Origin of the sequence: Brakhagea slesvicensis (genome assembly GCF_052161625.1) — a bacterium.
Classification (GTDB): domain Bacteria; phylum Planctomycetota; class Planctomycetia; order Pirellulales; family Pirellulaceae; genus JBKCUI01.
Window position 1 is genome coordinate 3752492 of sequence record NZ_CP197412.1, and the last position, 24216, is coordinate 3776707.

General features: G+C 54.8%; 23 protein-coding genes. 10 read left to right on the forward strand and 13 right to left on the reverse strand.

Annotated features, from left to right (window positions below; translation table 11 throughout):
• Nucleotides 1–42: 42 nt before the first annotated feature.
• From SH467x_RS14270 to SH467x_RS14290, 5 genes are all read right to left on the reverse strand, one after another.
• Nucleotides 43–939 carry an anti-sigma factor gene (locus SH467x_RS14270; protein ID WP_482367781.1) on the reverse strand — a complete coding sequence of 299 codons (897 nt, stop codon included), beginning with the start codon at nucleotides 937–939 and terminating at the stop codon, nucleotides 43–45.
• On the reverse strand, nucleotides 936–1493 hold the full coding sequence (locus tag SH467x_RS14275; RefSeq protein ID WP_482367782.1) for an RNA polymerase sigma factor: 558 nt from the start codon (nucleotides 1491–1493) through the stop codon (nucleotides 936–938). Before SH467x_RS14275 ends, SH467x_RS14270 begins: the two co-directional genes overlap by 4 nt.
• A gap of 220 nt (nucleotides 1494–1713) precedes the next feature.
• Complete coding sequence (locus SH467x_RS14280; protein WP_482367783.1) at nucleotides 1714–3726, reverse strand: heavy metal translocating P-type ATPase; 2013 nt, start codon at nucleotides 3724–3726, stop codon at nucleotides 1714–1716.
• A 6-nt stretch (nucleotides 3727–3732) separates the two neighbouring features.
• Complete coding sequence (locus SH467x_RS14285) at nucleotides 3733–4077, reverse strand: translation initiation factor (RefSeq protein WP_482367784.1); 345 nt, start codon at nucleotides 4075–4077, stop codon at nucleotides 3733–3735.
• A gap of 127 nt (nucleotides 4078–4204) precedes the next feature.
• Nucleotides 4205–5146 (reverse strand): hypothetical protein, encoded by a 942-nt coding sequence (locus SH467x_RS14290; protein WP_482367785.1) that lies wholly within the window; start codon nucleotides 5144–5146, stop codon nucleotides 4205–4207.
• A 386-nt stretch (nucleotides 5147–5532) separates the two neighbouring features.
• On the opposite strand from SH467x_RS14290, the gene SH467x_RS14295 reads away from it, so the two are divergent.
• The 4 genes from SH467x_RS14295 to SH467x_RS14310 all read left to right on the forward strand — a co-directional run bounded on the left by SH467x_RS14295 (nucleotide 5533) and on the right by SH467x_RS14310 (nucleotide 10139).
• A complete protein-coding gene (locus SH467x_RS14295) occupies nucleotides 5533–6837 on the forward strand; it encodes a putative sugar nucleotidyl transferase (RefSeq protein ID WP_482367786.1) in 1305 nt (434 codons plus the stop codon).
• Between the two features lie 80 nt (nucleotides 6838–6917).
• Entirely contained in the window at nucleotides 6918–8876 is a 1959-nt protein-coding gene (locus SH467x_RS14300) for an ABC transporter ATP-binding protein (RefSeq protein WP_482367787.1), read from the forward strand.
• Nucleotides 8877–8906: 30 nt separating this feature from the next.
• Nucleotides 8907–9458 carry a YqgE/AlgH family protein gene (locus tag SH467x_RS14305; RefSeq protein WP_482367788.1) on the forward strand — a complete coding sequence of 184 codons (552 nt, stop codon included), beginning with the start codon at nucleotides 8907–8909 and terminating at the stop codon, nucleotides 9456–9458.
• A gap of 3 nt (nucleotides 9459–9461) precedes the next feature.
• Complete coding sequence (locus tag SH467x_RS14310) at nucleotides 9462–10139, forward strand: transposase (RefSeq protein WP_482367789.1); 678 nt, start codon at nucleotides 9462–9464, stop codon at nucleotides 10137–10139.
• A 6-nt stretch (nucleotides 10140–10145) separates the two neighbouring features.
• On the opposite strand, the gene asd is transcribed toward SH467x_RS14310, so the two are convergent.
• From asd to SH467x_RS14335, 5 genes are all read right to left on the reverse strand, one after another.
• Nucleotides 10146–11273: an aspartate-semialdehyde dehydrogenase gene (gene asd / locus SH467x_RS14315; protein ID WP_482367790.1), complete on the reverse strand. Its 1128-nt coding sequence runs from the start codon at nucleotides 11271–11273 to the stop codon at nucleotides 10146–10148.
• A 53-nt stretch (nucleotides 11274–11326) separates the two neighbouring features.
• The gene (locus tag SH467x_RS14320) at nucleotides 11327–12616 is read right to left on the reverse strand and encodes a glucuronate isomerase (protein ID WP_482367791.1); all 1290 of its coding nucleotides are present in this window, start codon (nucleotides 12614–12616) and stop codon (nucleotides 11327–11329) included.
• Between the two features lie 13 nt (nucleotides 12617–12629).
• A complete protein-coding gene (locus SH467x_RS14325; RefSeq protein WP_482367792.1) occupies nucleotides 12630–12881 on the reverse strand; it encodes a MoaD/ThiS family protein in 252 nt (83 codons plus the stop codon).
• Nucleotides 12882–12931: 50 nt separating this feature from the next.
• Nucleotides 12932–13993 (reverse strand): phosphoribosylformylglycinamidine cyclo-ligase, encoded by a 1062-nt coding sequence (gene purM, locus SH467x_RS14330; protein WP_482367793.1) that lies wholly within the window; start codon nucleotides 13991–13993, stop codon nucleotides 12932–12934.
• 203 nt (nucleotides 13994–14196) lie between these two features.
• Entirely contained in the window at nucleotides 14197–14496 is a 300-nt protein-coding gene (locus tag SH467x_RS14335; RefSeq protein WP_482367794.1) for a hypothetical protein, read from the reverse strand.
• 222 nt (nucleotides 14497–14718) lie between these two features.
• On the opposite strand from SH467x_RS14335, the gene efp reads away from it, so the two are divergent.
• A complete protein-coding gene (efp, locus tag SH467x_RS14340) occupies nucleotides 14719–15291 on the forward strand; it encodes an elongation factor P (RefSeq protein WP_482367795.1) in 573 nt (190 codons plus the stop codon).
• Nucleotides 15292–15383: 92 nt separating this feature from the next.
• Entirely contained in the window at nucleotides 15384–16628 is a 1245-nt protein-coding gene (locus tag SH467x_RS14345; RefSeq protein ID WP_482367796.1) for a protein-L-isoaspartate(D-aspartate) O-methyltransferase, read from the forward strand.
• A gap of 79 nt (nucleotides 16629–16707) precedes the next feature.
• Here the strand turns inward: SH467x_RS14345 and SH467x_RS14350 are convergent, their stop codons facing one another.
• Together SH467x_RS14350 and SH467x_RS14355 are read right to left on the reverse strand one after the other, a co-directional pair.
• Nucleotides 16708–17589 (reverse strand): alpha/beta hydrolase family protein, encoded by an 882-nt coding sequence (locus SH467x_RS14350; RefSeq protein WP_482367797.1) that lies wholly within the window; start codon nucleotides 17587–17589, stop codon nucleotides 16708–16710.
• Nucleotides 17590–17666: 77 nt separating this feature from the next.
• Nucleotides 17667–19589 (reverse strand): hypothetical protein, encoded by a 1923-nt coding sequence (locus SH467x_RS14355; RefSeq protein ID WP_482367798.1) that lies wholly within the window; start codon nucleotides 19587–19589, stop codon nucleotides 17667–17669.
• A gap of 214 nt (nucleotides 19590–19803) precedes the next feature.
• Here SH467x_RS14355 and SH467x_RS14360 point away from each other — a divergent pair, with 214 nt between their 5' ends.
• The 3 genes from SH467x_RS14360 to SH467x_RS14370 all read left to right on the forward strand — a co-directional run bounded on the left by SH467x_RS14360 (nucleotide 19804) and on the right by SH467x_RS14370 (nucleotide 22849).
• On the forward strand, nucleotides 19804–20406 hold the full coding sequence (locus SH467x_RS14360; RefSeq protein ID WP_482367799.1) for a phosphoesterase: 603 nt from the start codon (nucleotides 19804–19806) through the stop codon (nucleotides 20404–20406).
• A 41-nt stretch (nucleotides 20407–20447) separates the two neighbouring features.
• A complete protein-coding gene (locus tag SH467x_RS14365) occupies nucleotides 20448–21407 on the forward strand; it encodes a prenyltransferase/squalene oxidase repeat-containing protein (protein ID WP_482367800.1) in 960 nt (319 codons plus the stop codon).
• Nucleotides 21408–21526: 119 nt separating this feature from the next.
• On the forward strand, nucleotides 21527–22849 hold the full coding sequence (locus SH467x_RS14370; RefSeq protein ID WP_482371376.1) for a sugar porter family MFS transporter: 1323 nt from the start codon (nucleotides 21527–21529) through the stop codon (nucleotides 22847–22849).
• On the opposite strand, the gene SH467x_RS14375 is transcribed toward SH467x_RS14370, so the two are convergent.
• Nucleotides 22842–23345 carry a peptidylprolyl isomerase gene (locus tag SH467x_RS14375; protein ID WP_482367801.1) on the reverse strand — a complete coding sequence of 168 codons (504 nt, stop codon included), beginning with the start codon at nucleotides 23343–23345 and terminating at the stop codon, nucleotides 22842–22844. The genes SH467x_RS14370 and SH467x_RS14375 overlap by 8 nt on opposite strands.
• 205 nt (nucleotides 23346–23550) lie before the next feature.
• Here SH467x_RS14375 and SH467x_RS14380 point away from each other — a divergent pair, with 205 nt between their 5' ends.
• Nucleotides 23551–24216: a YciI family protein gene (locus SH467x_RS14380; protein ID WP_482371377.1), complete on the forward strand. Its 666-nt coding sequence runs from the start codon at nucleotides 23551–23553 to the stop codon at nucleotides 24214–24216.

Genomic DNA, 24216 nt, shown 5'->3' on the forward strand with positions numbered 1-24216 from the left:
GGGACCTATAGAATACCAGTGCGCAACTCAGATGGACAGCGATTACCGGGCGGAAACAACGGCGAGCAATGGAAGACGCGATTGGTCGGAGACGACGACACCGCCCGGTTTTTCGATCGTGATGGCGAACAACGTCGGTTCATCCACCTTCAATTTGGCATGGATCGGCAAAACGACTTCACCTTCTTGATCGATGTCAAAGACGCCACCATCCACCGGTTTGCTGTCCCGATTGGGATCGAGAATCCAAAGCTGATACTGTTCCTGGGTTGGATCGTTCGGCTTCAAGCCTTGGATTCGCATATAACCTCTCTGGAATTTGGAACTCCAAACGACGTCCCCCAGATCGGCGTTCCCATTCGTTGGCGTTGCGTCGGCAGGACGAGTCCAGGAAACGCGGACCAAATCGTCAGCAGAGGCTAGCAACGCAGCGCGGTCGACTGCGGCCTGTTGGGTCGAATCCGATCGAACTCGACCTCCAGCCGACCCATCGTTCCAACTAGGAAGCCAACTGGCGATCGCCAATGCCGTCGCCGCGATGGCAGCAAACCATCCCACCATCTCGCGCAGCTCCATGGAGGTCTTGGGTTGCGTCCCCAAGGTACTTTCTGGAGCGGGCAAAGCGGACGATGAGAGGAATGTTTCCTCTATCGTCGAGCGACTGAACAACCGGAGTTCGTCGCTCGCGGTATGGGAGCTCCAGGCCTGCGAGGTAAGTCGCTTTCGCAAGTCGTCAGGCATGCGAGCAAGGTGCGGGGACTGGCCTTCAAAGGCGAGTAGAGCCCGAGCGGCAGCCGCTTCCGTTCGCTCGATGGCAAATTCCACTTTCTCGCGAGGATAAGAGTACAGCTCCGCGATCTCATGGTCATTGAGATCACCTAGAGCATACCCAGCAATCAAATCTTCGAATCGTTCGTCTTCGTTCAAGGTCGCTTTCATGGTGACACTCCCTGCCGCACCGCTCTTCGTTCCATGCACTCCCTTAGCTGGATCAAGCTTCGTCGCGCATATGTTTTCACTGTGCCGAGCGGCAGTCCGAGCTGCTCAGCGATTCGCGAATGCGAGTCTCCGACTTGAATGGACCGGCGCAAAACGTCGCGATGCACAGAATTGAGACGCTCTAAACATTCGAGAGCTTTTTCCGATTCGTCCAAGACATCGACTAGCTCGCTGGAATCTGCTGCGGGCAACTCCGCTTCCGATCCGATACTGGCGACTTCGAGCGAGCGACTCGTTTTGCGAAACCGATCGATCAGCTTCCGTCGAGCGATCATGGTGATAAAGGTCGACTCGGCAGATTTCTCCGCATCCCATCGGTGCGCCTTTTGCCAAATCTCGACGAAGATTTCTTGCGTTGCGTCCTCCGCATCCGCGTGGGTCGATGTGAAGCGGTTCGCCAACGACCAAACCAGCGAACCATAACGCTGGATACACTCCTCGAAGGCTGCCTCCTCGCGCATCGCTATGCGTTGAAGGATTGAAGCGTTGGACATCTCGTTACGCCGTGAGCCGGTCTGTCTTGCCGGCTGGAATGTTTTGGTGCGGGATGGGAGGGAAACTGACAGGGGATCCCGAATCGATAGCGTCGACATCGCGGTGAGGACTCCTTCGCAAGAACCACAGCGTTCTACGTCAGAACCGAGTCGACGGATTCATCAGTTTAGTTCAGCGCAAGCTTTCTCTGCAGTGGAGACGCCAAAAAGTGTGCCAAATTTAGCCGCCGGACGAGTCAGCGATGCCCTCGTCTCCCCCACCACGTACCGAGTCGGGAATACGGGTCCACAAAAGGCGAATGCCGTTGAAGACGACCAGTAACGTACTTCCTTCGTGCCCTAGAACCCCCATCCACATGGGAAGATTGAAAAACGAGGAGGCGACCAGCAGTCCGATCATGCCAAACGAGAAGAACAAATTCTGGCGCACGCGTCGGTTCGCAACCCGACCGATCCAAATGGCGATGGGTAGTGCGCTCAAGTTATCTCGCATCAACACCACGTCGGCCACTTCGAGGGCTACATCCGATCCCACTCCTCCCATCGCAATTCCGACTTCTGCAGTTGCCAAAGCCGGGGCGTCGTTCACACCGTCCCCTACCATGGCAATACATTTTTGGCCCTCTCGGAGCCGAACAAGATGCTTCACCTTTTCGTCCGGCATCAGTCCCGCGACGATTTCGTCGAACGGCAGTTTTCCAGCGATCGCTTGAGCAACCCGAGGATGGTCTCCTGTTAACAAGACAATCTTCGGAATCCCCAACGTCTTGAGGATCTTCAATGTGGAATCGGTATCCGATCTCAAAGGGTCGGTAACGCTGATGATGCCGAACATACTCGGATCGGAGGTAACGACTGGCAGCGCCGTCTCGCCGCGCTCGCGCATCCTGCTGACTTGTTCTTGAATGGAAGCTGGGAACGGGTGATCATGGCTTTCAAAGAGTGTTTCCTTTCCGATTCCGACCCATACACCATCGATGCTTGCATGAACGCCAAGCCCGGTATGGCTGTGGAACTCCTGCAGCACGACATTCGGGACGGCTTCGCCACGTTTTGCGAGTTCATCGAGGATGGGTTGGGCCAATGGATGTTCGCTCTGCGTTTCCACCAGCGCGGCGTACGCGAGAAGCTTGTTGGGGGAGCAGCCGGGTGGAGTCCAGATCTCTTGAACCGTCGGCTTTCCTAACGTAATGGTTCCCGTCTTGTCCATGGCCAGGACATCGATCGTCCCCAGATGCTCGATGTGAGTCCCCCCTTTTACCAGCACTCCATGCCGTCCTGCGAGGGCGATGGCGGAGAGCATGACCGATGGAGAGCTGAGGACTACGGCGCACGGTGAAGCGGCTACGAGCAGAACCATCGCATGGTAGAACGCATCGTTCCCATCGGCTCGATTCCAAAGAAGCGTTGCGAAGAAGGTGACCAGGGCGCCAACGATGACAGCGATTACGTAGGGCTGTTGCCAAGTATCGACGAATCGTTCGGTGGCTGTCTTCTTCGTCTGCGCCTCGTGAACCATGGCGACAATCCGTTCCAAGGTGGTGTCGCCGATCTCCTTACGCATCTCCACCACCACGGTCCCAGCGCCATTCATGGTTCCCGCGTAAACGTCAGCCCCTGTTTGTTTGGCGATCGGCCGGCTTTCCCCCGTCAGCGTTGATTCATCCACCCACGTTTCGCCATCGACAATTTTCCCATCGACTGGATACCGCTCACCGGGGCGAACGCGGACGCGATCGCCGATCGCCAGCGATTCAATGGAAACCGACTCTTCCTGTAGAACATTCGATGGTTGCGAGGTTGCGACAATCCGGTTGGCGGTGCTGGGGCGCAATCGAATCAACGCCTCGATAGAACGGTTGGTGCGGTACGAAGCGAAGGCCTCGAGCGTTCCGCTCAATGAAAAGAGGAATAATAAAACCACCCCTTCCACCCAATCCCCTAGGATCGCGGCTCCGAGAGCAGCCAATATCATCAGCAGATCGATGTTCAGTTTGCGATGCCACAAACTAATGGCCGCTTCTTTCGCCGTTTCGTAGCCCCCCGCCACGTAGGCGCCCACGAGAGGGATCAATGCTCCGTATTGATAATCAGGCGAAAGAAATCGCTGGAGTAAGAAACCGGTGAGTCCGAGCGCGAAACAAACCAAGGTTTGAATCGCCTCCCATTTAGGCGGCTTGGAATGCTCGCGTTTCAAACTCTTCGATGGAATCGTCGTAGTCTTCTTTTCCATGGAGGGCTATTTCCCTTTTCCCTTCGCGATGCGGTAGCCGCGAGCAAGCAACGACGATTCAATTTTCGTCATTTGGTCCCCTTGAATTTCCAACCAATCCTCGCCGCAGCTGCCACCTGCGCCGCATTGGTTCTTCAGTTCCAGCAGGAGCTGTTGGATTTGCGCTGCGGGACATGAGAACCCGGTAACTTGGGTGACGAAGCGTTGGTTCTTTCGTTTTTCCAATCGAAGCGAGACACGTTGTTTGTCCGGTGGAACATCCGGAGGTGGACACGTGCAGATCTTGATGTCTTGGTGACAACGTTCGCACAGGATGGGGCGTTCCAGTGATGTTCCGTCAAATAAACCCAAAGCAAACCCCAAACCATCGGATAGGAAACGAACAAAGGGAGCGCAATGGATGCACTCCCTTTATTGTAGCGGTTACTTGTTATTGTAGCGGTTACTTGGTGTCGGCTCGAAACCAAACGACCATGGCTTAGCGATAAAGATTGGTCGGTTGGGGGAGTCCTGTCGCCGTTTGAGGCACATTCACACCGGGCAGACCCGTGTTGGGTGCCCCGGCTGCGGAAGGCTGGCTGAAGTCATAGGACGTTTGGCGAGCCGTGCTTCCTGGACGATAGGGAGCAGCTCCTGCGTAAATGGGTGCCGCAGGCTGTTGCGGTGTGTAGGACGCAGGGGCGGCATTGGGCATCGAGCTCATGGTGCCGGCAGGCATACCCGCTGGAAGACTCGCCATGTTCGTGCTGCTCATCCCAACAGGGAGGGCCGGTACTCCAGCAGGAGCACTCGGCATCCCATAAGGAGCCGTTGGCTGAGGGGCGCCGAATGACGATGCAGATGCCAGAGCTGGATTGCTCGGTGGAGGTGCCATGCCGTTCGGTGCGGCACCCGGAAGGCCGAAACCAGTCGGTGCCGTCGGAGCGCCCGCAGGTGCTCCGTTCATCGCGAAGCTACCCGTAGGATTTCCCGCCGGTACACCGGATGGTGCTCCTGTCGGTCCATAGCCTGTCGGTGCTGTGAATCCGGTTGGACGATTACCCGCGCTCGTTACATACGGACCGGTTTGATATCCATTCGAGGCGGCGGCTCCACCTGCAACTGGCCCTGTAGAACCGGTCATGCCGGTCGGGGTGCCGTAAGGAGACGTCTTTGCCGTCGAGGCCAACATGTTGGGCGTATTGCGAAGCGCAGGACTAGTCGGTGCACCCGAGGCGGCTACCCCAGATCCCATCGAAGCTGCCGAAGGGGAACTGATGCTCGGGTTGCTGCCGGCCAGCGTCGATTCCGACGGCTTCTTGCTCCACGAGAACATGCTCGCACCAGGCATTTTCCATCCGCTCTTGCAACCGACCTGGGTACCGCTCACGACGAGCACAACGAGAGCGAGTTTGTTCCAATTTGCGATTTTCGTTCGCATAGCTAGCAATCCTTTGATAGCACTCAACCCCGTTTCCAACCGCGAAGGTTCTTCGTTGTCAGGGCATTCGATTACTTGTGACAGGTCTGCCTCGATGGGCAGCGATGGCGTGACCTGCCACCGTTGCTTTTTCTTATCGGACCGTTGTCTTCGTTTTTTTAGTTACAAACGGAAAAATTTACCAAGTTTGCCGGGCGAGCATGGTTTCCTGCTAGGTGTATAGACAAAGCGTTGCGGACGGGTCAATAGGTTTGCCGGTGAGTTGCCGTTCCATTTTCTTCGCAAGGACTCTATTGTCACGACGCCCCAAACATTTCGGTCCGCGGCGTCGCACCGCTTTGGAATCACCCCGTTGGGCTTCGAACTCATCCTGCAGGGAACCGAACATGACCATCGTCGTCTTTGAAGATCCACAGTGCGAACTGTTGGCCCCGATCACACTCGCACGCTTGGCCGCGACGGTGACGTGTGGCAGCTACCGACTGGTCGATTTTTTGGAATTCCTCGGCGACGACGTCTTCGCTGTTTCTCGCCCCCACCTGCAAGCCATTCAACGGATCGACTTTCCCGCACTCAAGACGCTGGAGTCGGAAGTGAACGGTATCGCCGAAGACCGATCTGTCGCCATTCTCCTCAACGCTCGCGTGGCCCCCACTGCAAGCAACTTATCGACGCTTCAAGCGATTCTCGATCAGATCCGCGATGCGAATGCCCCAATTCCCCCCAGCGTCATTTTGGATCGAGAACATGTCGCGGCGGTGATCGCCCCTCCGTGGTCGCTGCACGATCTGTTTCAATCCGGCTACTTGGGGGTAGAGGAGCTTCTAGAAAAAGCAAAACGATTCACCCCGATTGAGGCAACGCTATCGACGATTGCGCTGCCCCACGAGTTGATTCAAATCCACATGGATTGCATCCGAGAGAATTTGGACCTTCGCATTCGGCTCTCGCAGTTGGATCCATCCGGTTCCCAGGCGCTGACCCAACTCAGCGATGGCTTGTTCGTAGCCGAGGGTGCGACGGTAGGTGATTACGTGTTGAGCGACACTCGAAAGGGGCCGATTATCGTCGACCGAGGCGCGGAGATCGGTCCTTATACGCTCCTCCGGGGGCCGATTTATATCGGTCCTAAATCTCGGATCTTAGAACACTCGGCTATCAAGGATGCTGTCTCCCTTTGCCATACCACCAAGATCGGCGGTGAAGTGGAAGCATCGATCGTCGAACCTTATACCAACAAACAGCACCACGGATTCCTCGGGCACAGTTACCTCGGTAGTTGGATCAATCTGGGGGCAGGAACCTGCAACAGCGATCTGAAGAACACCTATGGAACGGTGAATATGGAGTACGGTTTCGGAAAATCCCAAACGAATATGCAGTTCCTCGGCTGCATCATGGGAGACTATTCCAAAACAGCGATCAACACGGGGATCTTCACGGGTAAAGTCATCGGTGTGTGCAGTATGATGTACGGATTCGTGACCAGCAACGTTCCAAGTTTTGTCAACTACGCAAGGCTCTTCGGGCAATTGGCAAGCCTTCCTCCCGAAGTGATGGTCAGCTCCCAGCAACGCATGTTCTCCCGCCGCAATGTCCAACAACGGGGGTGCGATGTCCAACTGATCTACGATATGTATCGCTTGACGCAGATCGAACGGGATCGACAGGGAGACGCCTTGGCCCTCTGAGAGACCTAGCCCTTTCTCAACATCCGGCTACTGTGTAGCATCGAGGGATCCCTTTTACCCTTTGCAAGCCGGATTTAAGCATGCCAGTCAGCAAAACAGAGTTCCAGAAATATCTGGAAACTCTCCCCTCCCGGATCAAGGAGGAAAAGAAGTCGAAAGAAATCGACTCCTACCACGCGTCGATGTCGGGAAAAGATAAGGACGCTCTGGTCAAGCGAACGCATCGCTCGTTCTGGCAATTGTTTCGCGCATTTTGGCAATTGCTCGCTGGCTATCAGTCGAAGATTTATCTCGGATTGGCGTCTCTCACAATCTCCACACTTCTCGCCCTGTTGCCACCGCTCGGCACCAAGGTCGCCATCGACAGCGCGCTGACCAACCCCCCCGCTCCTCTACCCGAAACTCTCGCTCGGTGGGTCGGCTCTCCTGAACCGATCACGCTCCTCATCGGCATCGCGATCGCTGTTGCCCTCGTGACCTTGGTCCGCACTGCGATCCACCTTTACGGACGCTGGCTGTGCACGCAAGCGGTCAACCAAGTCCAAATGTCGATTCGGCGCCGAGTCTTCGATCACATGCTCCACATGCCGCTGCATAAAATCCAACAACTGAAATCGGGCGGAGCGACGAGTTTGATCCGAGAGGATGCGGGTGGGATCGCGGATCTTATTTTCAGTATGGTTTACAACCCGTGGCAGGCCGTCGTGCAGCTCCTGGGGAGCTTGTTGGTCCTGATGCTGGTGGACTGGCGACTGTTGGCGGCAGGTCTACTGCTTCTGCCCGCCGTATATTTCAGCCATCGGACTTGGATCTACGCCATTCGCCCTTTGTACCGAGACGTTCGGAATCGACGGCAAACCATCGATGCGAACACGACGGAAACCTTTGGAGGAATCCGCGTTGTCCGCACCTTCGCGCGTCAACGAAGTGAATCCAAGCGATTTCTCTGGTGGAGCCATGTCCTCGTCCGGCAGCAGCTCATGGTTTGGTGGCGAACGAGATTGATTGAAATCGTTTGGGAAGTTCTCATTCCACTCGCATCGACCTCCCTGCTCGTCTACGGCGGATGGCAGATCCTGCAAGGGGAGCTGACACTAGGAGACTTGATGATGTTCCTCGTCTATCTCACGATGCTCCTCGGTCCTATCGCAACCCTCGCTGGGAGCGCCGTTCAGTTCCAAAATAACTTGGCCGGACTCGATCGCATCTTGGATCTCCTGGCATCGCCGCGTGAGCTGGTCGATCATTCTGGATCGATCCGCGTACCGCGCTCTCTGGCGAAAGGGCACATCGAATTTGAGAATGTCTCGTTCAAGTACCCTGAGAATGAAAATTGGGTGCTCCAAGATGTCAGCTTCGACGCAGAACCTGGGACTACCATCGCCATCGTGGGAAGAAGCGGGGCAGGCAAGAGCACGCTTTGCAATCTTGTTGCCCGATTCTTTGATCCGGACCGTGGCTCGATCCGCCTCGACGGAATGGACTTGCGCGACATTCGGCTCCATTCGTATCGCCAATTGCTCGGAGTCGTCGAGCAAGATGTGTTCCTGTTCGATGGAACGATCGCCGAGAATATCGCGTATGGACGTCGACATGCGACCCAGGATGAAATTGAAGAGGCCGCTCAAGCCGCTGCGGCCCACGAATTCATTCTGCAATCCCCCCACGGGTACGAGACCAAGATCGGCGAGCGCGGTTTCAAACTCAGCGGAGGGCAACGACAAAGGCTGGCAATCGCACGAGCCATTTTGGCGGATCCTCGTATCCTCATCCTCGACGAAGCGACTTCCAATTTGGACAGCGAAAGCGAGAAACGGATCCAAGAAAGCTTGAGTATCCTGCTCCAAAACAGGACTTCGTTTGTCATCGCCCACAGACTGAGTACGATAATCCATGCAGATCAAATCCTGGTGTTGGACGCAGGTCAGATCGTTCAACGCGGAACTCACCGGGAACTGATGGAGCAAAACGGGGTCTACCAGCAAATGGTGAGACTCCAAATTGAAAGCCCCATCATGCAGGAGTTTGTGGACGAATAATCGATTGGTCGCTTTCTCGTCGGTAAGCCTATGGATATTCAACTTGCAGGAAGATGTCTTCTCGCCTCCCCCTTCATGGAGGACAGCAATTTCAGCCGAACTGTCGTGCTCATTCTCCAACACTCCGATCAGGAATCGTTTGGGCTGGTGCTGAATCGCCCCACCGACTTTACGATGTCCAAAGTTGTTTCCATGGTTTGCGAATTGGAGTGCGTACATTCCGAGCCTCTCTATTACGGTGGCCCCGTCGATGGCCCACTCATCGCCATCCATGACAGTCCCAACGTAGGAGGGCATCCGTTTTCGGAGATGCTCTATGTCACGAGCGACCAAGACGATCTCAAAAAACTGTTTGTCACCAAATCGGCCCGCGTGAAACTGTTCGACGGATTCTCGGGTTGGGGGCCGGGGCAATTGCAATCGGAACTTGATACCGGAAGCTGGCTCGTGTCCGATATTACGGTGGAAGAGATTCTTTCCAAGTCGGATCTTTGGGACACGATGGTCAAGCGAATCGGACACCAAATCCTAGCCACAGGTTTGGACCGAGTCCGATCGGTTGCCGACCCCAGTTGGAACTGATCGATGGGACGCGCCCCGAGAGCCAGCGAAGGGGGCTTCCCCTACCTCACGGTCTGCCGAGGCCTCGATGGTCTGACGATCTTTCCCGACGACCAAGCTCTCGTCGGGTTCACGGGTATCCTGCAGGAGTCATTGGAACGATGGGAGCCACGTCTTCTCGCCTACGCTCTCTTGCCAGACCAGTGGCTCGCCCTGGTCGTACCACGCAAAGATGGCGACCTTTCGAAATGGATCGGATGGGTTACCTCGGTGCACGCAATGCGCAATCGCCATCTGGCATCGGAAACACAGCAACGCGGCATCTACGAACGCCGCTATCGCTCGTTTCCCGTTCAAGACAACGAGCGGATTCTCGATGCCATGCTGTACATCGAATCCCTCCCGGTGCAGTTGGGAATCACGTCGGATTCAAAAGCGTACGCGTACACCTCGCTGCACCAAAGAGCGACAACGGTGTCTCGCTTGTCGAATTGGATCTCGCCCCCTCCGGTCCCATTGCCCTCCGCCTGGGAAAGCCATCTTCAAGAAGGATTGGCCCAAGAAAAACTTGAGCTGATCCAGAGGAGCATCGAACGGGGATCACCTTACGGAGATCCTGGATGGGTCGAACGGATCGTCAAGCGATTTCGATTGGAATCGACGCTTCGACCCCGAGGTCGCCCTCGCAAGGCATCGCTTTAGCGAACCTTAATCTTCAAGCCAGATGCGGAGCATGCGACGAAGGGGTTCGGCGGCTCCCCAAAGGAGTTGATCTCCTACAGTGAACGCCGAGAGGAACCGACCTGGTTGGCTCGGTTCTAAATCGAGCTTTCGCAATCGCCCAACGGGGCAAACGAGTCCGCCCGTCACTGCGGCAGGGGTCAGATCTCGCATGGAGGCATCTCGCTCGTTGGGAACAACTTTGGCCCACGGATTGGCGGTGGCCAACATGTCCACGATTTCGTCGATCGGCACATCCTTTTTCAGTTTGATCGTTAGCGCTTGACTGTGACAACGCATTGCACCGATGCGCACACAGACCCCGTCGACGGGGATTGTATCGGGAGCCAAGCCCAAGATCTTGTTCGTTTCCGATCTCCCCTTCCATTCTTCTTTGCTCTGACCGTTTCCAAGATCTTTATCGATCCAGGGAATCAAACTTCCAGCCAATGGAACGCCAAACTGAGAGGTTGGATAGTCCGAAGAACGTATTGTACTGGCGACTTGTCGATCGATTTCCAAGATGGCCGACGCTGGGTCGGAAAGCAGATTTGCGACGCTTTGGTGAGCGACTCCCATTTGTTGCAAAAGCTCTCGCATGTTTTGAGCCCCCGCTCCCGATGCCGCTTGATAGGTCATGCTGGTGAGCCACTCGACCAAATCATTCCGGAAGAGCCCATGGAGCGCCATGAGCATCAATGACACCGTGCAGTTGCCCCCGATGTAGGCGAGGATGCCATTTTTCAATCCATCGCGAATAACATGGTTGTTCACGGGATCGAGAATAATGATCGAATGCTTGTCCATGCGAAGGGTCGATGCGGCATCGATCCAGATTCCATTCCAACCGCTGGCCCGCAACTGCGGATAGATGGACGACGTGTAATCTCCTCCTTGGCAAGAGACGATGGCGTCCATCTTCGAAAGAATCGACAGATCGGTGGCAGATTGCAAAACCCCCGATCCGGCTCCTCCGACCTGTGGCGCTGCGCCACCCGAATTCGATGTCGAGAAAAAGACAGGTTCGAAGTGCTGAAAATCACTTTCTGCCGCCATGCGCTGCATGAGGACGGACCCGACCATCCCTCGCCAACCGACCAAACCTACTTTCTTCACGATACCCTCGATTCCTCAGGTGCTGTTCTGGAGTGTTTTATGGAAGGATTGTTCTATTGAATTTGGAAGATTGTCTCGACGTTACCCCGCAGGATTTGGCGTCCCAACTCGATCGCTTTGGCTTCGTTCCACCCTCGTCCCACGCAGTACTCCGAAGCCAAAGTCTCCGCCAAAAGTCGCTTGTACATTCGGAATTTGGGGAGGATGAATTCCAGTTTGTAGGCGTCGCTGTAATAGCCGATTTGTTTGTTGCGAGGAATGGCTTCGATGCGTCCTCGCAAGTCATGGCGAATGTAATTGGGGGTGTTGCTATACCACCAATGTCCGTGCGTGATAACGTTGGGGAAAATCCACGCGTAATCGACAAGCTCTTGGTTGGTGACCGACGCGAGTACTGAGATCGGGAACATGAGTTTGGGGAACGCTTGAAACAACTCGCTGTACTGGATGAGCGAAACACGCGAGTCGTACAAATCCTGACCTTGGAAAACACCCTCAGGATAGACTTTTCTGTTCACACCGATCATCAAATCGAACGGCAGCCCATGTGCGTCGGAGAGTTCGGCAATCTTCCAAAAAACCCATTCCGCCATCGTCTGCTTGGCTAAATCCGAGGCCTCGAGACCTCGCGCGAGGAGTTCATCCATCGCTTTGGAGGCGGCGGCTGAGTCATCGGAATAGGCCTTGGGGGAGAACCAAGGTGGTAGAGAGATGGCGCAAGCCCTGGCTTGGTTCGCGCAAAAGTGCTCGAACAACTTCGCAATGGCCTGTTTGAGAACCGAGAGATTGGAAGCTTCTAGGCCGGTCGCTTTCGCCAAACGATCGCGAACCACAGGATTCGCCAAATGGAAAACGAGGTCATCGGTTCGCAAGCAAGGGACATAACGTTGCGTGTCGAAGCCTTTCAATGAATCATCGAAATCGTTCGTCAGAAATACTTTTTCAACACCGCTCTTGCGAAGGACATGCTCTTCCCAATCAGGCTGCTGCATGCATTGGGAAGCAAGATCATAAACCTCCTCCCAGTTCGAAGCATCGATTTCTTCTCCCTCAAACCCGAACAGCTCCCGAGCGAGCTCGAGGAACCAAGACCACTGGATCGTATTGTCGATGTTTCCTAAATGCGTAAAGAGACGGGAGACCTTTTCTCGTGAAGAAATCCCGGGTTCCTCAATCTCCGACCGGGGCTTGCCAGACGAATGAGCAAGCTCGGTGTAGTAATGGTAACCAAGCAAATCGGCGAGATCGCGCGACGCAGCGCTGGTGGGATTGATGTGAGAGTGCGAGTCGATCAGAACGATCGCATCGAGCTCTTGGAATAGAGTAGTGGCCTGGGGATTCATAGGTAACTGCCTTTCAGCCTCCACTGACGGGAGGAATCAATGCGACTTCAAGGTTAGGAAGATCGGGAGTAATGAGAAACTGGGGATCGACAATCTCATGGTTGACCGCGAAGCGAGAGGAAGCGAGGTAGGGCTTCAGTCCTGGGACCTGTGCCCCCAAACACTCTGAGACTTGCTCGATCGTGGCAGGCAATTCCAGCTCGACTTCGACCGACATTGCGTTCGCAGCATCCCTCGCCCCTCCGAACAGCAAAATCTGCATCATGCCCCCCAAAAATCGGTTTCGAGTGTCGCTCCAGGTGGAACGTTCGAAGACTACGAACGGTAGCGACTCTTTCCGGTCCCCCCGACCGCCTCTCCAATGACGGAGCAAGCAAGACCTTGCGAGCGAATCAACGCCTGCACGCTATCGGCATAGTAAGGGCTTACTGCAAAGACCAAGCCGAGTCCCATGTTGAACACATGCTCCATTTCGTGCTGCTCGACTTCTCCTAGCTGCTGGATCCATTGAAAGACCGGGAGGACTTCCCATGAGCCGCGTTCGAACACCAAATCGACCGTCGGGGGCAAGATCCTCTCGGTGTTCTCCAGAAGCCCTCCTCCTGTGATGTGCGCGATACCATGCACGACCGACTTCACTTTGTAACGGCTCAATACGGATCGAACCACCTTGCTGTAAATCAATGTCGGTTTGAGCAAGGCATCAGCCACCGTGGTGCCCAAGTCGGCTATGTGGCTATCGATATCGAGCTTCGCTTTGTCAAAGACTACCTTGCGGACCAAACTAAATCCGTTGCTATGAAGTCCCGATGAAGGGACGCCGATCAGGACATCTCCCGCTGTGATCGCACTTCCGGAGACCAAGCGTTTCTTGTCGACAACTCCAACGCAAAATCCCGCGAGATCGTACATGTCGTCGTGGTAGTGACTCGGCATGATGGCGGTCTCACCCCCGAGCAAGCTGCATTCGGCATCGATGCATCCATCGGAAATTCCTCGCACAATCGCTTCCAAAAGAGGTGGGTTGTCCTTCCCCATGGCTACGTAATCAAGGAAGAATAACGGTTCGGCGCCAGTGCATAGAACGTCGTTCACGCACATCGCGACCAGATCGATCCCGACCGTATCGTGCTTGCCAGCTCGCTGAGCGACCTGCAGTTTCGTACCCACTCCATCGGTTCCCGATACCAAAATCGGTTCTTCGTAGTTTCGAGCAAAAAGCGACTTGGCAAAATCGAGTGCATAGAGACCAGCGAATCCTCCATCGTTGCGGACAACGCGGGGTGTGAAGGTGCGGTGCATGAGCGAAGGGAGCTTCTGCATCGCTTGTTCGTAAAGCTCGAGATCCACCCCGCTGTCTTTGTAAGTCGTTGCCATCGGCGAATCTAAGATTTTCTGGTTGGGAGTCGATCACACGCCAACCGCAGTGAAACGAATTGCGAGAAGCAGTGCGACGAGCGATTGGATGCAGGGAACAGAAGTGGGGCTATTATGGTCTTTTTTCTCGCCTCGTGAAGTCAACTCGGGAGACCAAACGAAGAGATGTTTCCCACGCGACACAGGGCTTAGGCAAAATCGAGCTAATCGAGCCGAACGTGGGTCACCTCATGTGCGACCATCCACTCCAACCAACGCTCTTGGTCCTCGGTCAACTCGATTTCCGCGACCGATTCGGCATCCAGCGGCGAAACCAGGGTGAAGATCCCGTCATCGAGCCACCGCTGAGCATCGGCCGGCTGAATCCAATACTCGCCCCGACCGCACGCCGGCGCTCCGGGAGTATCGGAGGGGGTCATGAAGTAAACGATTTCCTTGCGAAATCGCTCCGGCATGTCGATGGAACCTGCCTTCGACTGATCGAGCGAAACGACTTTCACCATGGTGTTTTGGGTGGTGTTCTGGGTTGGGTTTGTGGAAAGGCCCTGGAAATATTCAGGACTCGAATGGCGTAGCAAACGCCGACGCGGAGGCAAGATGGCGTAGCCGATCCTGACGGGATCGCCTAAACTTTCGGTTTTCAGGCAAGGTCTCGGGAGAGGTTTCCCGCCGGGCTTCGCCGACGTTTCGACGACCTACTCCCGTTCCTCATTAGCGAGTTTTCCGTGGCATCTTACAAGACCAGTGACCTGAAAAAGGGCCTCAAAGTCCAAATCGATGGCGAACCATACCTCCTTTCCGAAGTCAACTTCGTCAAACCCGGCAAAGGAAATGCCCTCTACAAGTGCAAACTGAAGAACTTGATCCGTAACACCGTCCTCGACAGAACTCTCAAGGGTGGTGACGAATTGGAAATCGCCGACGTCGAAGAAGTCGAAACCCAATTCCTGTACAACCAAACCGGCACCTTCGTCTTCATGGACATCGTTTCGTACGATCAATTCGAACTGACGGCCGATCAAGTCGACGATAACTGGAAATACCTCAAGGAGGGAATGCCGGTCGCCATGGTTCTCTTCAATGGAAACCCCATCACCATCTCCCCCCCTTCCCACGTTAACTTGAAAGTCATCGAGACCGAGCCAGGTGTCAAAGGGGATACCGCCACCAACGTCACCAAACCTGCCAAGGTAGAAACCGGGGGCGAGTTCAACGTCCCGGGCTTCATCAAAGAAGGCAACGTCATCAAAATCGACACTCGTACCGGCGATTACGTCGAACGGGTCAGCATGGACTAACGCTTTTTCGTTGTCCTCACCATTCGCATCGTGGATAATGCACCGATTCCCTCGGTGCATTTTTTGTTTCCCTACCGGAGATTGCCGGAACCATGCGACTCCCCCTCCTGCCCCTCGCTTTCGCTCTTTTTATCTCCATGCCGATCATCACCTCCGCGCAACCCCCCGGCCGTTTCTTCCCCAATGACCCCGAAGAACAATTCCGCATCCTCCGGGAACGTTTGATCGACAACGTTCTCGTCCCAGGCGGTATCACCGACCAACGAGTCCTGAACTCGGTGAAGACCACGCTGCGCCATCAATTCGTTCCCAAACAGCATATCGCCAAGTCGTACCAAGACATTGCGATTCCGATCGGCGAGAGCCAGACCATCAGCAGCCCCTTCATCGTCGCGCTGATGACCCAAGCGTTGGAGCCAAAGCCGACCGACAAAGTTCTCGAAATCGGAACAGGCAGTGGCTACCAAGCGGCTATCTTGAGCCCGTTGGTCCAAGACGTATACACCATCGAGATCGTTGAGGAATTGGGCTACCGTACCAAACAATTGCTTGCCGATCTGCAATACACCAATGTCCACTGCTTGGTCGGCGATGGCTTCAAAGGTTGGCCCGAACATGCCCCCTTCGACAAAATCATCGTGACATGCTCTCCTGAGAAAGTCCCCCAACCGCTGCAGGATCAACTCAAAGAAGGTGGGGTGATGATCATCCCCGTCGGAGAGCGATACCAGCAAATGCTCTGCCGGATGAAGAAGGTCAATGGAGTCCTCGAAAAGGAATCGCTGCAACCGACTCTGTTTGTGCCCATGACCGGGCAAGCGGAAGCGAGCCGTGAAATTGCCCCGGACCCAGCCAACCCCAAACTCCTTAACAACAGCTTTGAGGAAGATCTCATCAAGGAATTTCACGTTCCAGGTTGGTACTACCAATTCGGTTGCACCGTGGTGGATGATCCCTCGGCACCAGAAGGAATGCGAATCGCTGAGTTTTCCAGCGACGACCCGAGCCAACCGAGCATGCTGCTGCAGGGCCTCGCTTTGGACGGACGTGTCGTCAAACGCATCCGCTTGGGGGCTTGGATGAAAGTCGACGACGTTCGAATCGGTCCAGACCGTACGCGTTCTCCCTCCGTCGCGATCCAATACTTCGACGAGAAACGCAACTTGATCGGATACAACTACGTCGGTGGACTCAAAGGAACACTTCCATGGAAACGCCATGAAGACGAGTTCCGAGTCCCTGCAGCAACCCGCGAAGCGATCGTCTCGATCGGTTTGTTTGGCGCCCAAGGGACCGCACGCTTTGATGGGGTTTTCCTTACCCCTAACACCAGATAATCCACGGCAACCGCATCCCCGGCCACCCGCATCAGCTAGCAGCTGCATCAGCGGCCTGCTGTATCAACCAACTACTGCATCAACGGGCTGCTGCTCTCTTGGCGTTTTCAATCGCGAAATCAACTAGGCGTTGTTCGCGAAAAAAACCCTCCCAAAAACTGTGGCCTTGCCCCGGTGCAACGATAAGTTCCACCAAATCCGCAGCTCCTGCCTTTTCGTAGCGTCGCTGGAGTTCGGCTGAGTTCTCTTCCAGTGGCACCACCTTGTCCTGGTCGCCATGAATGATGACGATCGGAATTTTCGACTGAGCCAAAACTTGGACTCGAGAGATAGGATTCAGCTTTTCGTTCTGCGAAGCTAGTTCTTCGGTAGTCATTCCGTATGCAGGAGCCGCTTTGTCCAACTTCGGATAGGTCCTGAAATCGAACACGGGATAGATCCCGATGATGCCACTCACCATTTCTGGATGAGCAATCGCCCAACTGCTGACCCACAACCCACCTCGGCTTCGACCAAAGCAACAGGCTTTCGGTGCAAAGCCATGCTTCTGCGTCAACTCTTCATAAAGCTTGAGAAATACTTGGTGACTCGAAGGACTCCCGTACGCTTCACCGACATCCACGCCCGCGACCGCAACCCCGGCCTTCAAGAACTGTTCGTGCATCCAACGCTCTGCTTCGTCGGGATAAGCAGGCAGGGTGGGGGCATAGAAAATCCAGGGCTGCGGTTGGGAACGCTTCGAGTCTTCCGGCAGGAAAACAAAAGCGCGGTGATCGTCGATGGCCCACGTTTTTCCGGGAAGCTCCAATCGAGGAGGTGCGCCGGTTTGTTTCGGTGCACCGGTTTGTTTCGGTGCATTCGATTGCCCTTTGGATTCCCCCGATTGCCCGAGGAGCGACGACGACAACGGACTGCTCCCTCCCGCAAGGAGAAAGAGCAAGAAAACGAGCAAGGTACGCATACGTGCGATAGCTCCGGGTGAAGTAAGGATTCGCAAGGTGAATGCGTGCGAAGAGTCGAATGTCGATCCCGTCGCGACTACTTTTCTTCTTTTCGAAGGACGTAGCTCTGGATCGACCACCCATCTTCTTCGGTTCGAATCACGCTTCCTGCGGGCATGAAATAGCCGCGGATGGCGTCGAACGGTGGCAGGCTATCTCCCTTGAGCTTTTGTTCCTGCTCGCGATTCTTGTGCTTCGGATCGAGCAATCGATCGAGCACCGCTGCGAGAATACTTCGGGATGCGTTCAGTTTTCCTTCTCGGAAAAGTTCGTACTGCATTTCAAACGATTTGTCGGTTCGGTCGATTTGCAATGCACTGACCGGACTACCGCCCGAGATGGCTTCCATGGTGCTCCGAGCGCGTTGAACGTCTGGTTGCTTGTTGAACTCGGATTCGGCAGGAGCTGCCTTGACGCGATCGATCAATTCTTTGATCAATTCCGTGTCGGAGCCGAAGACAAAGTAGCCTTCTACGATGCTGATCGCATATTGCTCCAGCAGTGGCTCGTCTGATTCCTCTTCCTCCTCCGCGTTGCCAGCGGTTTTAGGACTTCCGAAATCGAGTTCGACTTCGACTTCTTCTTCGTTTTTAAAGCTCCAGAGACGGTAGCCTTCATAATCCTCTGGAGTGCTGATCGTTTCGTTGCTTCCGTAACGATCGACGACGCGATTGAGTTTCTTGTCGGGATCGTTCAAGCGGAGCAATACCAACGACCGTTTGCTCTCCGGTGTGACCGGTTTCACGATTTCGGTGGAGAGGAACAACTCGGTCGAGAGGTAAGGAAGCACCTCCTTGGTAATGTCAATCTGTGGACCTTGTGGGTCGTCTCGAATCCCCTCCATCATCGCTTCGAAGGTTTTATCGCCGATATAGGCATCGACGATGTACTGGAACTTGGGAAAGGCATCTTTCAAATTCCAGGAGAAGCCAAGGACCAATGCGCTCTCTTTATTGAGCCAGACCGGGGGTTCCAATTTCTCGACGTTCGGAAAATCCAAGATCTCCACCGAGGGCTTGATCGGTTTCTCCAACTTCACAAATCCGTGATGAAAGACGTCGAAATCGCTTTCATTGAAATGAATGTGTCCGATGGCGCAGCGAATGGCGTCGAACCCTTGCTCTTCAAGTAGCTTGATCAAGTCCTGTTGGTTCTTGGGCGGTTTGCCGCTGATGGATCGAAGGAGTTTGGCGATCCCGATGGGACGAACGAAGTACTCGACTTCGGCGGGGCCGTCACCTTTCACTTTGGACAACGCGTCTTGATAGAGCGGGGAGTCGGCGAGCGCTCCCGTTCGTGTGCCGCTCTGCGCCGCCAATAACTCGGTCATCGTCGCAACGTCATCGGTCGCGATCAATTGACCGCCATGCACGGCATAGTTGGACTCGAGAATGCGATTCTCGTCCGATGGAGATGGGACAAAGTACTGCGTGATCTTGACGCCGTTGTCCTCCCACGTTTTGACTTGCGCTTTGCGATCTTTGAGCTGCTGGTCCACTCGTTTAAGAAACTTTTCGGCTTCGACCGTTTTGTCGCCGATATCGATGACCAGCCCGATCGAGTAAGGCTTTTCGCCTGTGCGAGCAATCCACCCCAAGGTGGTTTGTCCTGCCGAAAGATGCTCCAAGTCGTCGACTTGAAGGCTCATCTGCCAGCCTGCATCGCTGAACCGAGACTGAAGTTCTTTTCGCTGTGTTTCCCAGAAGGAGACCAGCTTGTCGTCGATCGCGAGCTTTCCGAGCTGGGTCTTATTCCATAGCTCTAAGAAAGTCGGCGTGTCTGGGAGGGTGATGAATGCCTGCGTCGTGTCGGGAAACATCTTGCTGGCCGGAACAGTCTCCCCCCATAGGTCGCTAGCAGGCAGGCCGAGCGATACAAGCCCCATCGACAAGATCGCCTTCCTCAAGAGTCGACGAATTTTCCCGTGCGGTCGGATCGCACTCTTTCGTGAGCTTGGCACCGATGTCCCTCCTCGTTGCATTTTGTATCGAAATCCTAATAGTCAGCGCGATTCAAACCGTGTATCGTATCGCAAACCCAAGGGAGATGGGAGCCCGGCTTGTAGATGGCCCCCGTCGGTTCCCCCCACACCCCACACCCCACACTCCACACCTCACACCCCACACTCGTCACTCGTCTCGAGCTCGAATCCCCTTATCTCCCCCCTAATCGCGATGGCCAAAGACGAAGAAGTACTCGTAGTGCCCGCACGGCTCCTGGACGAACTAGGCTCTTTTTCGGGGTTCCAGCACAACGTCGATCGCTATCTGCCAGCGATCTTGGACCGAAGCAATCAGTCGTTTCTTCCCCGTAGCATCGTCGAGGAAGACCCGTCGTTCAAACAGCTGATCCCTTACATCATCTTGGAATGCAGCGACGCGAATCAAACACAGCTCTTCCAGTACACCCGCGGAAAAGGGCAAGGAGAAAAACGTCTCCATGCCAAAAAATCGATTGGGATTGGAGGGCACATCTCCATCGAAGATACATCGGGTGACGATTGGTACAACACGGGGATGCAGCGAGAGCTTGAAGAAGAAGTAAAGATCGAATGCGGCGGGCAACAACGCGTGGTCGGCCTGATTTATGACGACACCACCGAAGTCGGTCGCGTTCATCTCGGTGTTGTCCACATCATGCAACTTTTCTCCTGTAAAGTTTCCAGCGCTGAAGAGGACCTCCAATTCGCTGGCTTCCAGAAGATCGATCAGATTCGAACCGAAATCGATCGCTTCGAGACTTGGTCGCAACTTTGTATCCAACACCTTTATTCTTAATTCGTTTCTAATCCAGGACTCCAACCCATCCTGATAATGCCATGCACGACAGCTTGGAATTCGGATACCTGGAGCGTCTTACCATTCAGCTGACCGCTGGCGCGGCCCTTCTCCCAGATCCCCTTCGCGATCGGCACGCTGCATATATTCTGCGGTTGCAACGCGAAGATGGTGGATGGGGAGGGCGAGAAGGAGGTAGCGATCTCTATTACACCTCGTTCGCACTTCGCTCCTTGGCCATCCTGGGTGAACTCCAAGGGACCGTTGCCGACAACGCCAGCCGTTTTCTTCTTTCGCGCACCGAGCACCAAGAATCGATCATCGACCTCCTCTCGTTGATCTATGGGGCCTCGCTCATCGAAGCGTCCACAGAAGTTCATCCGCTCGCTTCCCTGTCGATTGATTGGAAAGGGCGATTGAGCGATCTGCTTCATCGCCTCCGCCGCGACGATGGTGGATTCGCTCGCATCGAACAAGCCAACGTGGGGAGCACATACCAAACGTTCTTGGTCACGATTTGTTTGGAACTGCTCGGGCATCCGCTTCCAGCCGACGATCCCGCCGTCTCTTTTTTGTTGAAACAGCGCCGGGACGATGGTGGCTTTCTCGAGGTCCGTGTTGCCAAGCGATCGGGAACCAATCCGACCGCGGCCGCCATCGGGGCCCTCCGAACCTTAAACGCTCTCGAACCCGATGTCGCAACGACCGCTGCCGATTTCCTGCTCGATGTGCAAACGGAGGAAGGTGGCTTTCAAGCCAACACACGGATGCCCCTCCCCGATCTGCTAAGTACCTTCACCGCCTGTGTCACTCTCTGGGATCTTCAAAGGCTCGACGACGCGGACACCCTCCGTGCGAATCGATACGGGGCGAGCATGGAGCGAGAAGCAGGGGGCTTCGCGGGCTTTGAATTAGATGACTCCCAAGACATCGAGTACACGTTTTATGGGCTCGGACTGCTCAGCCTGCTTTCCCCGTGGGTCGCCGATTCGACCGTTTGATTGGGCTATACTGATCACGGCTACCGATCGCAACATCCGATCGCACCTTGCTATTCGGACTTGATCATGAAGTTCCGGATTTCCTCGCACTCCTCTCCCCTGTCGTCGAAGGCATCTCGGTGAACGCATCGAATAAACTTTTCTTCTGGTCACTGACATCGGCTCTCGCAGGATTCCTGTTCGGATTCGATACCGTCGTTATCTCCGGTGCAGAAAAAACCATCCAATCGCTTTGGCAATTATCGGATTTCGAGCACGGCGTCGCGATCAGTTCTGCACTATGGGGAACCGTGCTGGGATCGATGATCGGACAATTCCCCACCGATCGTTATGGCCGGCGCAAAACGCTGTTGTGGATAGGTGTCTTGTACCTGGTCTCGGCTGTTTGGTCCGGACTAGCTACAGGGCTCTGGACTTTTTCCATCGCTCGCTTTATCGGTGGCGTCGGTGTTGGCATCTCTACCGTGGCTAGCCCGCTTTACATCGCGGAACTTTCCCCTCCGCATCGACGCGGACGATTGGCTGGGCTCTTTCAATTCAATATTGTCCTCGGAATTCTCATCGCACTTGTCTCCAATGCCATGATCGCCCAAACCGGAAGCGAACACGCGTGGCGATGGATGCTGGGCGTCGAGGCGCTCCCGGCTCTTGTGTACACCGTCATGTGCTTTGGGCTTCCCGAGAGCCCTCGCTGGCTACTCGCTTTCCGAGACGACCATCAGGGGGCCCGCGAAGTGCTTCGAGCTCTAAGCCCAGAAGCCAGCCCGGAACAACTCGACCAAGATCTCGCTACCCTCACCGCTGGCAAAGAACCATCCGACCCATCGAATCGTTTGCCCCACTCTCACTTTTGGTCTCGATCCCTCGCTCTACCGATTGCGATCGCATTCCTCGTCGCCTTTTTTAATCAAATGTCCGGCGTCAACGCGATCCTCTACTTTGCCCCTCGTATCTTTGAGTTGACGGGGCTTGCCGAGCAAGCCGCATTGCTGCAGTCGGTTGGTATTGGCGTAACCAATCTGGTTTTCACCTTCGTCGGCCTTTGGCTTATCGATCGATTGGGGCGAAAAACGCTTCTGGTCCTAGGCTCGTTTGGCTACATCGCATCGCTAGGCCTCTGCGCTTGGGCGTTCTCAACGAAGACCTATTGGCTTGTTCCCGGGTGCATCTTTGCGTTTATCGCCGCCCATGCCATGGGGCAAGGGGCCGTGATTTGGGTTCTCATTTCCGAAATCTTCCCAGACCAACATCGAGCCAACGGCCAAGCTCTCGGGAGCTTCACACACTGGATCTTTGCGGCCCTGTTAACGCTCGTTTTCCCGATCGCAGTAACCCAATTCGCGCCCGAAGTCATCTTCGGGTTTTTCTGCTTCATGATGTTTCTGCATTTGCTGTGGGTTTTCGCCATGGTCCGCGAAACCAAAGGTGTGCCGCTTACTTGATGCGCTTGATGATGTGCCAACCAAATTTGGATTTCTCTGGATCGTACTCGGCTAGTCCATATTCACCGACTTGAAGCTTGAAACCGACATCCCCAAACGCTGCAACCATCCCACCGCGAGGGGAAACCGAACGGGTTGGATCGGCTGGAACCCCATGGTTTGCCATCGAGTAGATCCCAGGTGCGGAATCGTCCGTAAACTGGCGCACGATCTCATCGAACTTGTCTCCCGCTTCGAGCATTTTCATGAGGTCCTTGGCCAAGGCTTCGGCTTCTTCTTTGGTTCGACGAACGGGCTGATCCCCCAATGAGCCTTGAAAGGCGATCAAACAATGCTGGACAGTCACCTCCTTTGGCTCGCCGTTGGGAAGGAGATCCTCGACGGCAGCCGTTGGTGAAGCAGCCGGCTTTTCGCTGGGAGCTGTACCCGGGGCACAGGAAATCCCCACAAAAGGAAACAAGATCGACGCACAAACCAGTATTTTTTGATGAGTCATAGTAGATTGAACCAGACGGGTACGGAACGGATTTCTAGTAGTGTAGTTCTAGTCCCCAGAAGCGGCAAACAGACTTCGTTCTCCGCAACGTTTCGCTCCTGCTTCCCCCAACTGCTGACTCCCTATTTCTTCCTTCTACATCCTTACCTTTATGTTTGCATCGATCCGATCCGCCACCGTTCCCATGCTGATTCTCTTCGCCTGCATGACGACAAACGCTCGCGCGCAAGGCGATGAATCTAGCCAACTACGAAGCTTCTTTATCTTCCTAACCACAGGACGCACAACCGCAGGAGTCGACAAGGAGGAAGTGCAGAAAATGCAAAAACTCCACATCGACAACTTTGTCGCTCAAGCCAAAAAGGAACGACTCTTTGCAGCGGGGCCCGTTGCGGACCCTAATAAAACACTGCGAGGCATCGTCGGCGTTCGGGCCCAAGATCGAGAGCGAGTCCCCGAACTGTTCCGCGATGACCCCTACGTCGACCAAGGATTTATGAAACTCGAAATCAACGAAATCTCTCGCGAGCTTGGTAAATTCGAAATGATCCTCGATCCTGTCGGCATGGAAGAACATCGACTTGCGCTCTTCACAAAGAAAGAGACCGCAGGCGAACTCTCAAAATCCGACCGAATCCAACAGTGGGAATATTGGCAACAGGCCTCGCGAGAAGGAAAAACTTCCGCAGCATTTCAATTCGATGACCGCTCCCCTCGGCTCGCCGTCGCGATTATCAAGAATATGGAAGGATCTTCGGTGCAAGAATTAGTTCAGAAAGATCCACTGCTCGCTAGCGGCAAAACGGAAAGCCAAATCATACCTTTGTACGTATCCAAAGGGGTGTTGAACTATCAGGCCGAAAGCAAATAG